We start from the raw sequence: 12,362 nt of genomic DNA on the forward strand, positions 1-12,362 counted from the left end.
GACGCGTTTACAGGCGCCCGTGCCAGTCTCGAATGAACGTCTCGATGTGCCCGGGCGGTAAGGGACGCGTGCAATGATACCCTTGCCACGCATGACAGCCCAGCGACGCGAGTGCATCGCGTTGCGCACTGGTCTCCACGCCTTCGGCCACGGTCTCGATTTCGAGCTTGCGGGCGATGGCGATGATCGCGCGAATCAGCTCCGTGTCGTAGCCACCGAGCAGGACCCCGGCCACGAACTGGTAATCGATCTTGACCGTGCCGAACGGCCAGCGCTTCAGACGCACGAAGCTGGAGTAGCCCGTGCCGAAGTCGTCGAGCGACAGACGAACGCCCATCGCCACGAGTTCGTTCATCAGCGTGGCGGCTTCGTCGAGATGCGAGATCAACGATGATTCCGTAATCTCGATTTCCAGCTTGTCCGGCGGCACACGGTGGTGCTTGAGGGCGTAGCGAACCGTTTCGAGCGTCTGGACGCGCATTTGCTGCGCCGACAGGTTCACGGCCACGCGCGGGTATTCTTCGCCGTCGGTGTGCCACTTATCGAGCTGACGACAGGCTTCGTGCAATGTCCAGTCGCCGATCGGACCGATGACGTCGCAGCGCTCGGCGGCCGGGATGAATTCGCCCGGCATGATGAGTTCGTCGTCGCGCTGCCAACGGATCAGGGCTTCCAGCCCGGTCAGCCGGTGGGTTCGCATGTCGATCTGCGGCTGGTAGTGCAGGCGAAACTCCGAGTCCGACAGGGCGCGTCCGATGGCGCTGCGCCAGTAATGCTCGTTGCCTGCGTCGTCGGGCGGCGCGATGCCCTCGGTCGGTGCGGAAGGGGCTTCGGTGACGAGAAAACGCGAGGCGCTCTCCCGAATGGCCTGATCGGCGATATCCGAGGTGTGCTCCAGCAGCGTTGCCGGCCATACCGGCACCTGGGGCAGGTGCGTCACGCCAGCTGAAATGATGGGGTAGAGCAGTCCGTTGCCGCACGGAACCGGTGATTCGCCCGCGCGGATGAAGCGTCGCGTGATCTGCACGGCGGCCTCGCGGCTTCCGAGGTCGCGCAGCAGAATGGCGATCTGTTGATCCGATACGCGGCCGATGAGGTCGCGACGGCGAATGCGCGAGCCAATGCGAAACGCCACCGTCGCGAGCAGATCGGCGTCGGAGATGGCGGATTGGCTGGTCGCCGTGCGTTGACCCCGGCCCACGTGCAGCACGATGAGCGCGCTGTGACTGTTGGGTGGACTCGGGGTACGCAGCTCAAGGCTGAGGGCGCGCAATAGCCGCTGGCGGTCCAGCAGCAGATCGGCGAGGACGACTTGCCGTCGCAGCGCGTTCGTATCGTTCATCTCGGCAGGCAGGCAGACGTCGCCCGAACGGTTGAACGTTTGTCACCGCCGCGTTTAACCGAGGCAGTGACGACGATGCGGCCGGTGAGGCGGCCAGCGAGGCCCCAGAGCAGGAAAAGCCCACGCGTCGAACAGGTCGTGCCGCCAGAAAACCCTTGAATCATGTTCTGCATAAGACGCGTAAATGTGTCGGCCGGGCGGCTCGGAGACCGCGCGCCAATGGCACACGGCGACTCCTGGCTTTCCGGCAGACCGCGCGCAAGGCGTGGCCCGACTAGATGCTCGTGCCCGGTTGCGAGACCGGGTCCTTTGACCTCTAACGGCACCCGCTTTTGAAAATTGAGTGCGGGTTTCACCTATGGTCGGATCAGCGCGGACGCGCAAACCACTCGCGCCCTTTCAACATGAAGTCCCAATAAACCTTTGGCAGCACGTACTTTTTCAGTACCCAGGCAAAACGGTTGGGGTGTGTGCCATCGATTGGGAATGTAGGGAGAAGTTTCCCGCCATAGCCGAATTCCGCCAGCACGATCTTGCCATGCTCCACCGTGAGCGGACAGGCGCCATATCCGTCGTAATGCAATGAAAGGGGGCGGCCGTCCATCGTGGCCAGCAGATTCTCTGCGACGACGACCGCTTGCTTGCGCGCCGCTGCGGCCGTCTTGGCGTTGGGGGCCGAGACGGCGTCGCCGAGTCCGAACACGTTGGCATAGCGTGCGTGACGCAGCGTTGCCGGATCAACGTCACACCAGCCCGCAGCATCGGCCAGCGGACTCGCGCGCAACACGTCCGGTGCACTCTGCGGCGGAACGACATGCAGCAGGTCGAAAGGCTTGTCGACGAATTGCGATTGCCCATCGGCATCGAAGATTTCGAAGCGTGCAACGCGACGCTCGCCGTCTACCGCGCGCAGATGCGACAGATGGTTCAGCGAGATGCGATATCGCTGCACGTATTCCATCAGTGCCGGGACGTAATCCTTCACGCCGAACAGGGCCGGGGCCACCAGATGAAACTCGATATTGGTCTTGTCGAGCACGCTGTTCTGGCGCCAGGTATCGGCCGACAGATACATCGCCTTTTGCGGTGCGCCGGCGCATTTGATCGGCATCGGCGGTTGCGTGAACAGCGCGTTTCCGCCCTTGAATTCGCGGACCAGCGACCAGGTGTACGGCGCCAGATCGAAACGATAGTTAGACGTCACGCCGTTGCGACCGAGCGTTTCGCTGAGGCCGTCGATAGCCTCCCAATTCAATTGCAGGCCGGGCGCGACGATAAGAAACCGATAGGCGAGGCGGCGACCATCCGAGAGCAGCACTTGCTGATGGTCGGGTGCGAACGCGGTGATCGCGGCCTGAATCCAGTTCACGCCTTCGGGAATGACGCTCGACATCGGGCGCGCAGTGCGCGCGGCGTCGAATTCGCCTGCGCCGACGAGCGTCCATGCCGGCTGGTAGTAATGCGTGTCGGCCGGATCCACGATCGTGATCGAGAGCGACGGACGACGGCGTTGCAAGCTCGCGGCGACAGAGATGCCTGCGGCACCTGCGCCCATGATGACGATGTCGGCGCTACTTTGCGTCGCGGGTGCTGGCGTAGCGGATACATCGCTGGACATAAGGTCTCCGGCAAAAGAGATAAGCAAGAAATAAAACGGATTACGACATATCGATGCGCATTCGGCACATGTTCGATGGGCATTCGTTGTCTATCCGATGCGCGTCCCGCTCGAAGTGCAACGTCTCACGTGACGTAGTCACAGCAGCGGATACGAGATGTGCGGGACATTGTATAGAAACTACGTCGTTTTGCCCCCGTTTTCGCGGGGTAAACGGTGAATTCGCGGTGATTTCGCGGCGCTTTCGGCCAGTGTTTCCACAAATCGCTATCACTTCGCTGAGCCGTTCAAAACGCGAAGGCTTGAAGGCTTGCGAAGTGTGAGAGGACGGGGGGGTAAAAATCGCATCGAGTGTGCGATCGTCGGCGAGGCGACAAGGGCTGATGGAAAACGCCGGGCCATGTTTGCACATCGCCCGGCGGGCCTCGCGAGTCATCCGTTTTGGCAGTGCCGGATCAAGCGGGCGACGACCTCGGCGTCACGCATGAAGACCGTTGTGTTCGCAGTGAACTTCAATCGGGTCGGCATCGCTGTGACAGGCGCAGGCTTCGCCGTGCGCGCCTTGCATGAGGGCGCGAAGAATGCCGCAATCGCTCGTCTCGTGACGGCTTTGGCATTGCGCTTGCAGATGCAGTAATTGCTGCTCGAGCGCCTGCAATTCGTGGATGCGGGTGTGCACGCGTGCCAGATGCGCTTCGATGAGTTGATTCGCGTCTTCACACGTCACGTTCGTATCGTGCGCCAGTTCGCCGAGACGTTTGGCGTCGGCCAGCGGCATGTCGAGCGAGCGACAGTGACGGATGAAGCGCAGCGCTTCCAGATGCTCGTCACCGTAGGTGCGATATCCGGCGTCGGTACGGGGCGGGGGCGGCAGCATGCCGGCCCGCTCGTAATAACGGATGGTTTCGACATCGGTGCCTGCCGCGCGGGCGAGTTCTCCGATCTTCATACTTGACTCCGTAGTCACTACAGGGTTTTGAATGAAGGGTAACACGAATCATGTAACCAGGAGTTCACATGTCCAACCCCTCGGATTCGGTCCGTCTGGCGGGCGCGACGGCGGTGCAGCGCAAGATGCCCGGCCAGATGAACGTGCCCGATCAGCCGCCGTGCTGCGATCACGGGCACTCGCACGGTCACGAGCCCCAAGCCCGCTCGGCATCTCATTCCCGCGGAGATGCCCACGATCACGCGCAAGGCCGCGATCATGGTCACGACCACGACCACGACCACGCGCATGTCGATGGCGCGGCTTCCCACACGCATGGCGGGACGTCGTGTTGCGCAGGTGCGGCAAGTCTCGCGCCCCCTGAGCCGGTGCCGGACAACGGTGCACCGCAAGCGCGTTTTCGTATCGATCAGATGGATTGCCCGACGGAAGAGCGTCTGATTCGCGATCAGCTCGAACGTCAACCGGGCATCGATGCCCTGTATTTCAATCTGCTCAAGCGAGAATTGACGGTCGTTTTCGACGCACAGGCCTCCGCCGCAGACATTGCCCGTCAGAGCGACGCGGCTGCGCAGACGCTTCGCAAACTGGGTATGACGCCTGTGCCGTTGACCGGTGCCAACGCCAACGCCGCACCGCCGCCGGCGAGTCGCAAGCATGACGTCGCAGGCCTCATCGCGGGCGGCGTGCTGGCCGCTGCGAGCGAAATTGCGGTCTGGTCGGGGGTGCCGGAGCATAGCCCCTGGGTCGGTGCGATGGTGGTCGCGGCCATTCTGGCTTGCGGTCTGCCGACGCTCAAAAAGGGCTGGATCGCGCTGCGTCACTTCACGCTCAACATCCACTTCCTGATGTCGTTGGCCGTGACCGGTGCGATGCTCATCGGCCAGTGGCCCGAAGCCGCAATGGTGATCGTGCTCTTCGCGTTGTCCGAAAAGCTCGAAGCGGCGTCGCTGACCCGTGCCCGCCGCGCTGTCGAAGCGCTCATGCGACTGGCGCCGGATCAGGCGTCGGTCGAGCACGCCGACGGCAGTTGGGCGGACGTGCCTGCGGCATCGCTAGCCGTCGGCTCGCGCGTGCGTGCCCGACCGGGTGAACGGATTGCGATCGACGGCGTGATCGAGCAGGGCAGTTCTGCCTTGAATCAGGCGTCGATCACGGGGGAGAGTGTGCCGGTCGACAAGACCGTGGGCGACGACGTCTTCGCAGGCAGCATCAACGAAAGCGGTCTGATCGTGTATCGCACGAGCGTGGCGCCTGGCGATACCACGCTGGCGCGCATCGTGCGAATCGTCGAGACCGCGCAGCAGCAACGTTCGCCGACACAGCGTTTCGTCGACAAGTTCTCGCGCATCTACACCCCGGTCGTCGTGCTTTGCGCCTTGCTGGTGGCGCTGGTGCCGCCGTTGGCGTTCGGTCTGGCATGGGCGCCGTGGATCTACAAGGCGCTTGTGATGCTCGTGATCGCCTGTCCGTGTGCGCTGGTGCTTTCCACGCCGGTCACCGTTGTGAGCGGCCTGACGGCGGCGGCGCGCGCCGGGATTCTGATCAAGGGTGGGGCGTTTCTGGAGAGCGGGCGTCTGATTCAAACCGTCGCGCTGGACAAGACCGGGACGCTCACGCGCGGTGAGCCAAAACTGACGGATGTCGTGCCCCTGGGCGAGGCGTCGCGCGATGAGGTTCTGAGGCTGGCCGCAGCGCTAGATGCACAGACGACCCACCCGATTGCCCGCGCGGTTGTCGATGGCTATGCGCAGTCGGCGGAGTCGGCGCAGGCAGCATCAGGCGCGTTGCCGCCGGTCACCGATTTTGAAGCGCTGCCGGGCATGGGCGTGAAGGGGCGCGTCGGTCAGACGCTGTACTACCTCGGCAATCACCGCCTGATCGAATCGCTCGGTGTGTGCAATGCCAATGTCGAAGCGGAACTGGCGCGTCTCGAAGCGCAGGCTCGCACCGCGATCGTGCTGGCCAGTGAAACGCAGGCGCTGGCGGTGCTCGCCGTGGCCGACACCTTGCGTGAGGAGAGCCGGGAGGCGATTGCGCGACTCGCAAAGATGGGTGTCAGAACCGTGATGCTGACCGGCGACAACCGGGCGACCGCGCAAGTGATCGGTGAGCAGGCCGGAGTCACCGACGTGCGTGCCGAGATGCTGCCCGAGGATAAATGGCAGGCGGTGTCGTCGCTGCGCGAAACGTATGGTCACGTGGGAATGGTGGGCGACGGCATCAACGATGCGCCAGCCCTCGCAGCCGCCGACGTCGGGTTTGCGATGGGTGTGACGGGCACCGACAGCGCGCTCGAAACGGCGGATGTGACGTTGATGGACGACGATTTGCGCAAACTGCCGGCGTTCCTTGCGCTGTCGAAACGTTCGGCAACGGTGCTCAAGCAGAACATCGCGGCGGCGCTGGCGATCAAGACCGTCTTCTTCACGCTGGCGATTGTGGGGCTGACCTCGCTCTGGATGGCAGTGTTCGCCGACGTCGGCGCCAGTCTGCTGGTGATCGCGAACGGCATGCGCCTGCTGCGCACGAAAGTGGCGTGAAAGCGGCTGCGGCTGGTTTTGGTTTATGACCGGGGTGACGCTTAATCCCGACGCATGCCACGCTCGAGCGCGTGGGCGTCGGGCAACTGGCACAGAGCGTGTGCCGCCCGGCTGGTGGCATTGACGATGATCGTGTCCAGACGCCCCGTGAGCGTGTCGCGTTGCTCGGCGGCAATCGGTGCGTCCTCGAGAACACGCTGGGCGACGACGGCATCGTTGAGATGGCCGAGCAACGTTTGCGCAGCCCGCAATGTGTCCTGATAGGGCGTACGAATCGACTTGCGCATCCAGGGCGTCAACGCCTCGGCACTGTAGCGCGCCTGTTTGATCTTCACGCGCAACGCATGCAATTGCCCCGTATCGAGCATGGCCATCTGTCGACAATCGGGAAATAGCGCAATGTAGCGTTCGCGAAGCACATTGTGCGCATGCTTCGTGAGCGCCCGGGGCTGTTTGCCGGGCGTACGAGCGGGGCGTCGCAATGCTTTCGCCGCCCGAGCATCGGCGCGGCCGTCATCCCGAATTCCGAACGCCTCGATCAGCAGCGCATGCAGTGCGCATTGTCGTTCGCTGGTCAGCGCCAGCGCAGCCTGCTCGCGCGCGTCGCTGCGAAGCCTGGAGAGATGGGCATCGATCGCTATCCAGTCGACGTCCGGGTATTCGAGGCGAAGCGCCGGTAGTGTCTCGCCAGTCAGAACGTCGGCGTCGCGGGCCGGCCCCATCGAATGGCCGAGCCATCGCAACTCCGCTTTCAGTCGACGATGCCAGCGAGGCTTCAGCCATGGGGAAAAGACATCGATCAACGCGCGCAGACGACGTGTCGCAATGCGCAACTGATGCACCGCTTCTGGGGGAATGTCTTCAACGCCACTGGTGTCTGCCGACGCTTGCGGCAATGCGGGCCAATGCGCCAGTGGCGCGGCGGCGAGGGTCACTATCAGGCGGGATGCCGACATTCGACGCATTCGTGCAGCGCCGGGCATTGCAACGTCTTCCGTCGCGCCAGTGCCGAGGGCCGAGCGTGCTTCAGAGGAGGCTTGGGAGGCGATGGGGGAGGCGGCGGTAGCCGCTATCGGCGCGCGTGTCATGTCACGCAACATAGCATAACTGCGCGGGGTCGCAGCGCCGTGAGGTTTGCGTCATGTCAACCTGAGTCAACATCGCGTCGCGGGCGCCCGGTTTCCGAGAATCGGTGCGCAGGCCACCCGCGAGGCACGCAGCGTCACATCAGTCGTGGACCTCGGAAGAGGATGACGTGACGCCTTCTCATTGCTGCGCACTACCTGATGTGAAAACGGGCGCAAATGCGAGCAAAAAAGATAGGCCGACCCGGAGGCCGGCCTGCGCGCAACTGGTTTTACTTCTTGTTCACGGCGTCCTTGAACGCCTTGCCAGCCGTGAACTTCACGGTCTTGGCTGCCGGGATCTTGATCGCTTCGCCGGTCTTCGGGTTGCGGCCGGTACGCGCAGCACGCTTGCCCGAACCGAACGAGCCGAAGCCGATCAACTGGACTGCATCACCCTTCGCGACAGCCTTCTTGATGACTTCGATCAGCGTGTCGATGGTCTCGCCAGTCTGAGCCTTGCTTGCACCCGTTTGGCCGGCGACGGCGTCGATCAGTTCCTGTTTGTTCATGTGTGTTTCCCTTGAGAGGTGGTGAATACCGGCGACAACTCTAACACTTTCGTCATTTGACGAGTGTCGGTGTTGTATCCGCGCCATAAGGCACGCGGCACACGCCAGAATGTCGCCTTCGCGATACGTCACATAAACATGATCCGAAGAGGGTTTCCGTGACATATCGAGAGGGCTCCGGCACTGGCCGGGCAGCCGCATTATAGAGCCTTCGGCAGGCTGTGGGCCAGTCCTGACAACGGTTTGCGGCGATTTTGTTGTGCGACGCCCCGTACTTTCTTGTTCTTGATGATAAAACCCCGGTAACTGCGGGCATCTCCGGTCATACCTCCTCGCAATCCCTTGCTGGGCGGGCTTTGGGAGTTTCCCTAGCCTTTGGGGGCTTGCGCATGCGGGTGTCTTTTGGTTGCGATTTACGGCGAGTTTCGGGTGAACGTCTAAAATTCATTCGGGTGTCATCTCCGATGGCTAGCTTTGCGGCGCCGTTAGCCATCAAGGAATTCCCGCCATGCTGCTCTGCCAGATCACCGATCTCCACGTCACGCGTCCCGGCGCGCTGGCTTGCGGTCGTGTCGACACGGCGCTTGCCCTGCGTCGGGCGATCGCCACGATCAACCGCTGGACACCGCGCCCCGACGCGGTCATCGCCACCGGTGACCTGATCGATACGCCGCATCTATCGGAATACGAAGCACTTCGCGAGTGTCTCTCGGCACTCGACATTCCGTTGTATCTGGTCGTCGGCAATCACGATCATCGCGCAGGGCTGCGCGATGCGTTTCCGGATCATGCTTACCTGCGCAGCGGTGGCGAATTCGTTCAGTACCGTATCGATCTGGGACCGGTCACTGTTTTGGCTCTCGATACACAAGATCCGCCAGGCGCAGGCGGGCACTTGTGCGAGACGCGGCTGCACTGGCTCGACGAACAGCTTCGCGCCTGCGAAGGCCGCCCCACGATCATCGCGATGCATCATCCGCCGTTCGACACGGGCATCGAGTTCATGGACGGCTATGGCCTGTCGGCGCAGGGCCGGGCGGGCTTCGCGCGCGTGGCGTCGCGCTACCGCCACATCGAACGCGTGATCTGCGGGCATCTGCATCGCAGCATTCAGGCGAGCGTGGAGGGCGCTCCCGGCATCATGGCGAGTACGTGCGTGTCGACCGCGCATCAGATCACGCTGGGCCTCACGCCAGGGGCGCCCGGATCGATCACGCTCGAACCGCCCGGGTTCGCCATGCACCTATGGCGGCCGGGGGCTGGTGTGCGTACCCATCTGGCCTATGCCGGACCCTTCGACGGGCCGTACACCTTCGAAGGTAAATCGGTATCCTGAAGGATTCATGCGGGTTGGCGGCACGAAAAATAGGGGACGAAAGTAGGACTCGGCGTGTGTAAAGTGCATTCCCATCAAACAGACGAGATCAGTTCGGATCAGCAGTCAAAGGCCGTCCCGGCATGCAGCATTCGCGGGACGGGAACGACGGATCTTTCCAAAAGAACTGTCGATCCGTGGCCCCGACCCAGGCATGAGTGAAAAGGCCGGGCAGGGCACCTTCTGATAACGGGGAATCATGCAGACCGCCATCGCGCAATCCTTGCGCGTTCGCCCGCATTGCGCGGGCATATCGATGGCTTGCGATCGCGCGGCGTGCGGTAGTCGGCACGCGGGTACCCGGTTGAACCCCATTTCCGCGAACGCCACGTGACTGCCGCCACGCCCAACGACGCCGATTCGGCGAGCGCATCGTCTTCCTCCGGTTCCACCACATTGCCGCCCAAGGCCGCGCGCGTTCGCCGCTCGCAACCGCTCGGCAATCTCGGTCGCTGGGGGCGGCGGGTTGCACCTGCAATTGCGCGTCCCTTCGCACTGCTGGAGGTCCTGGGCCTCACGTTGCTTGCGTTACTGATCGCCTGGCGTCTGCGCCCCGACGATCCGTTACTGCTCGGCACTCAGTTCCCGTGGCTGTGGCTCGTCGTGCTCGTGGCGGCATTGCGTTACGGGTCGCTCGCCGGCGCCGCCAGCGGGGCGACGCTCATGGCGGCGTGGCATGTTCTGTACGGTCATGCGGGCGGCGCGTTCCCGATGGCGCATTTCGCCGGTGGTATGACGATGGCGCTCATCGCCGGCCATTTCTGCGACATCTGGTCACATCGGGCGCATCGCTCGCAGGGCATCAACGCCTACTACAGCGATCGTCTCGTGGCGATCACGCACAACCACTACCTGCTGCGCGTCTCGCACGAGCGTCTGGAGCGCGACTTGCTGGCGCGCCCGGTGACGTTGCGCGATGCGCTCACCCGTCTGCGCGACCTCACCGTTCGCCGTTCGGCCGACGTGTACGGCGCGCCCGGTGGATTGCCGAACGCGCAACCGATGCTCGAATTCGCCGCGCTCACCTGTCAGATCGAAGTGGCTTCGCTGTTCTCCGTGCGCGGTGGTCGCCTGAGCGCGACGCCCATCGCCCGCGTCGGTGAGGGCTTCGAGCCTGACGCGCAGGACCCGCTCGTGCGCCACTGTCTGAGCGAAGGCACGCTGGCACACGTCAAAGCCGACGACACCGCCGGCGACAGCAGTCCTTATCTCGCGTGTGCACCGTTGATGGACGCTGACGGCGCACTCTCCAGCGTACTGATCGTGCGCCGCATGCCCTTCCTGGCGCTCAACCACGACAACCTCCAGTTGTTGCTGGTGCTGCTCGCATACTACGCGGACGGCGTGGCCCATCAGCCCTTGGTGGCGGGGGTGAGGGCGTCCGTGCCGCAAGCGCCGTACGACTTTGCGCTAGAACTGGGGCGTCTCGCACGGCTCAAGCGTGCGAGCGGCATCGAGTCGTCGCTGGTGGCGCTGGCCTTCCCCCGTGGCGCGAGAGGCGACTCGTTGTTCGAGCAGACGGTGCGTCAGCGCCGCGCGCTGGACGCTCTGTGGACCATCGGCACGCCGCGCAAGCAGATCGCCATCGCGTTGATGCCGATTACGGACGAGCATGGGATCGACGGGTACCTGATGCGCGTCGAGACACTGCTGCGCCAGCAATACGACGTCGACTTCCAGAGCGGGCATATCGCCGTGCATACCGCCCATATCGATGCGGACGCCCCCGGCGACGGGCTGCTCAAACTGATGGAGCGTTGCGTCGACCATGCCTGAGCGTACGCCGGAACGCAGCGCCGCGAAACCTGCCTGGCGGCTAAGGCAGAACGGGGCTGCGCGCGGCATTCGCCTCTTGCAATGGGTGCTGACGCTGGCCCTTGCCGTGCTTGCCGCCACGGCGCAGTGGCAGGCCGTGCGGCTGGTGTTGCAGGGCGACGCCTGGGGCGTGCCCGCCGTCACGTCGGACGCCATGCCGTATGTGCTGGCCTGGCAGGCCGTCGCGGGCCTGTTCGCCGGCGCATTCATGACATTCGCGTTGCCGTCCGGCTACCGCGATCGGCGCGGCGTGTTCTGGCACATCGCGCTGGTGACATTTTTCCTGCCGGTGGCGGGCATGGTCGTCGTGATGGGCGTGTTGGCGATGGGCTATCTGTTTCCGTCGCCACGCGAGATGCCGAGCGCAGCGCGGGTGGCGGCGCCCGGGTTCGTTTCCCATCTGGTGACGCGTGTCCGGCACGGTGCGGGCATGCGCCTGCGTGCGCGACTGCGCAATGTGCAGGGCGAGCGCGACGACCGGGTGGCGGCGTTGATCTCGGTGCAGGCGCTGCCATCGCGGGTGACGAGCGAGATCGCACGCGACCTGCTGGGCGACCCGGTCGAGGAGGTGCGTTTGTTGGCGTACGGCATTCTCGATGGGATGGAGAAGCGCATCATGCAGCAGATCTTCGCCATGCGCGACCGATACGCGGCCGCCGAGGACGACGATGAGCGCGCCCATGCCTGCGTGCGTCTCGCGCAGCTTTACTGGGAGTTGATTTACCAGAACCTGGTGCGCGGCGAGGTGCTGCGTTTCACGCTGGAGCGCGTGGAGCAATTCGCGCGAGAGGCGCTGGAGCAACACGAAGACGATGCCTCCATGTGGTACCTGCTGGGGCGCTGCGCGCTGCTGCGAGAGAGCCCGGACGTGGCCGAGATGCACCTGCGTCAGGCGCAGTTTCACAGCTTCCCGACCGAGCGCCTGCTGCCATGGCTGGCCGAAGCGGCGTTTCAGAAGCGTCGCTACGACCGCGTGTCGTATCTGCTGGGCGGACTGGGTGCCGGTGTGACGGGGGTCAAAGGCGAGGCCAGTGCCACGGCGTCGCCGGTCGTGCAACCCGCCGTACGTTTCTGGACACGATGA

General features: G+C 63.9%; 9 protein-coding genes. 4 read left to right on the top strand and 5 right to left on the bottom strand.

The genetic code is table 11. The features are described 5' to 3' along the window. Window positions 1–7: 7 nt before the first annotated feature. The 3 genes from PCA20602_RS03710 to PCA20602_RS03720 form a co-directional block, all read right to left on the bottom strand. Entirely contained in the window at window positions 8–1,342 is a 1,335-nt protein-coding gene (locus tag PCA20602_RS03710) for a putative bifunctional diguanylate cyclase/phosphodiesterase (protein ID WP_139133320.1), read from the bottom strand. A 367-nt stretch (window positions 1,343–1,709) separates the two neighbouring features. Next, complete coding sequence (locus tag PCA20602_RS03715) at window positions 1,710–2,960, bottom strand: NAD(P)/FAD-dependent oxidoreductase (protein WP_150720047.1); 1,251 nt, start codon at window positions 2,958–2,960, stop codon at window positions 1,710–1,712. Between the two features lie 478 nt (window positions 2,961–3,438). Next, window positions 3,439–3,909, bottom strand: a complete 471-nt coding sequence (locus tag PCA20602_RS03720) for a Cd(II)/Pb(II)-responsive transcriptional regulator (protein ID WP_069343875.1) — start codon at window positions 3,907–3,909, stop codon at window positions 3,439–3,441. Window positions 3,910–3,977: 68 nt separating this feature from the next. Between PCA20602_RS03720 and PCA20602_RS03725 the strand changes: the two genes are divergently transcribed. Then, entirely contained in the window at window positions 3,978–6,452 is a 2,475-nt protein-coding gene (locus PCA20602_RS03725; protein ID WP_246182013.1) for a heavy metal translocating P-type ATPase, read from the top strand. Between the two features lie 41 nt (window positions 6,453–6,493). On the opposite strand, the gene PCA20602_RS03730 is transcribed toward PCA20602_RS03725, so the two are convergent. Together PCA20602_RS03730 and PCA20602_RS26330 are read right to left on the bottom strand one after the other, a co-directional pair. Next, window positions 6,494–7,408 (bottom strand): CHAD domain-containing protein, encoded by a 915-nt coding sequence (locus PCA20602_RS03730; RefSeq protein WP_174980781.1) that lies wholly within the window; start codon window positions 7,406–7,408, stop codon window positions 6,494–6,496. 401 nt (window positions 7,409–7,809) lie between these two features. Then, window positions 7,810–8,088 carry an HU family DNA-binding protein gene (locus PCA20602_RS26330; protein WP_044455653.1) on the bottom strand — a complete coding sequence of 93 codons (279 nt, stop codon included), beginning with the start codon at window positions 8,086–8,088 and terminating at the stop codon, window positions 7,810–7,812. Between the two features lie 508 nt (window positions 8,089–8,596). On the opposite strand from PCA20602_RS26330, the gene PCA20602_RS03740 reads away from it, so the two are divergent. The 3 genes from PCA20602_RS03740 (at window position 8,597) to PCA20602_RS03750 (ending at window position 12,362) form a co-directional block, all read left to right on the top strand. Continuing rightward, the gene (locus PCA20602_RS03740) at window positions 8,597–9,424 is read left to right on the top strand and encodes a phosphodiesterase (RefSeq protein ID WP_150720049.1); all 828 of its coding nucleotides are present in this window, start codon (window positions 8,597–8,599) and stop codon (window positions 9,422–9,424) included. 369 nt (window positions 9,425–9,793) lie between these two features. Beyond that, the gene (locus PCA20602_RS03745) at window positions 9,794–11,239 is read left to right on the top strand and encodes a PelD GGDEF domain-containing protein (protein WP_246182014.1); all 1,446 of its coding nucleotides are present in this window, start codon (window positions 9,794–9,796) and stop codon (window positions 11,237–11,239) included. Beyond that, on the top strand, window positions 11,232–12,362 hold the full coding sequence (locus PCA20602_RS03750; RefSeq protein ID WP_150720050.1) for a tetratricopeptide repeat protein: 1,131 nt from the start codon (window positions 11,232–11,234) through the stop codon (window positions 12,360–12,362). The genes PCA20602_RS03745 and PCA20602_RS03750 overlap by 8 nt, the downstream gene beginning before the upstream one ends.

Origin of the sequence: Pandoraea capi, assembly GCF_902459735.1 — a bacterium.
Lineage (GTDB): Bacteria > Pseudomonadota > Gammaproteobacteria > Burkholderiales > Burkholderiaceae > Pandoraea > Pandoraea capi.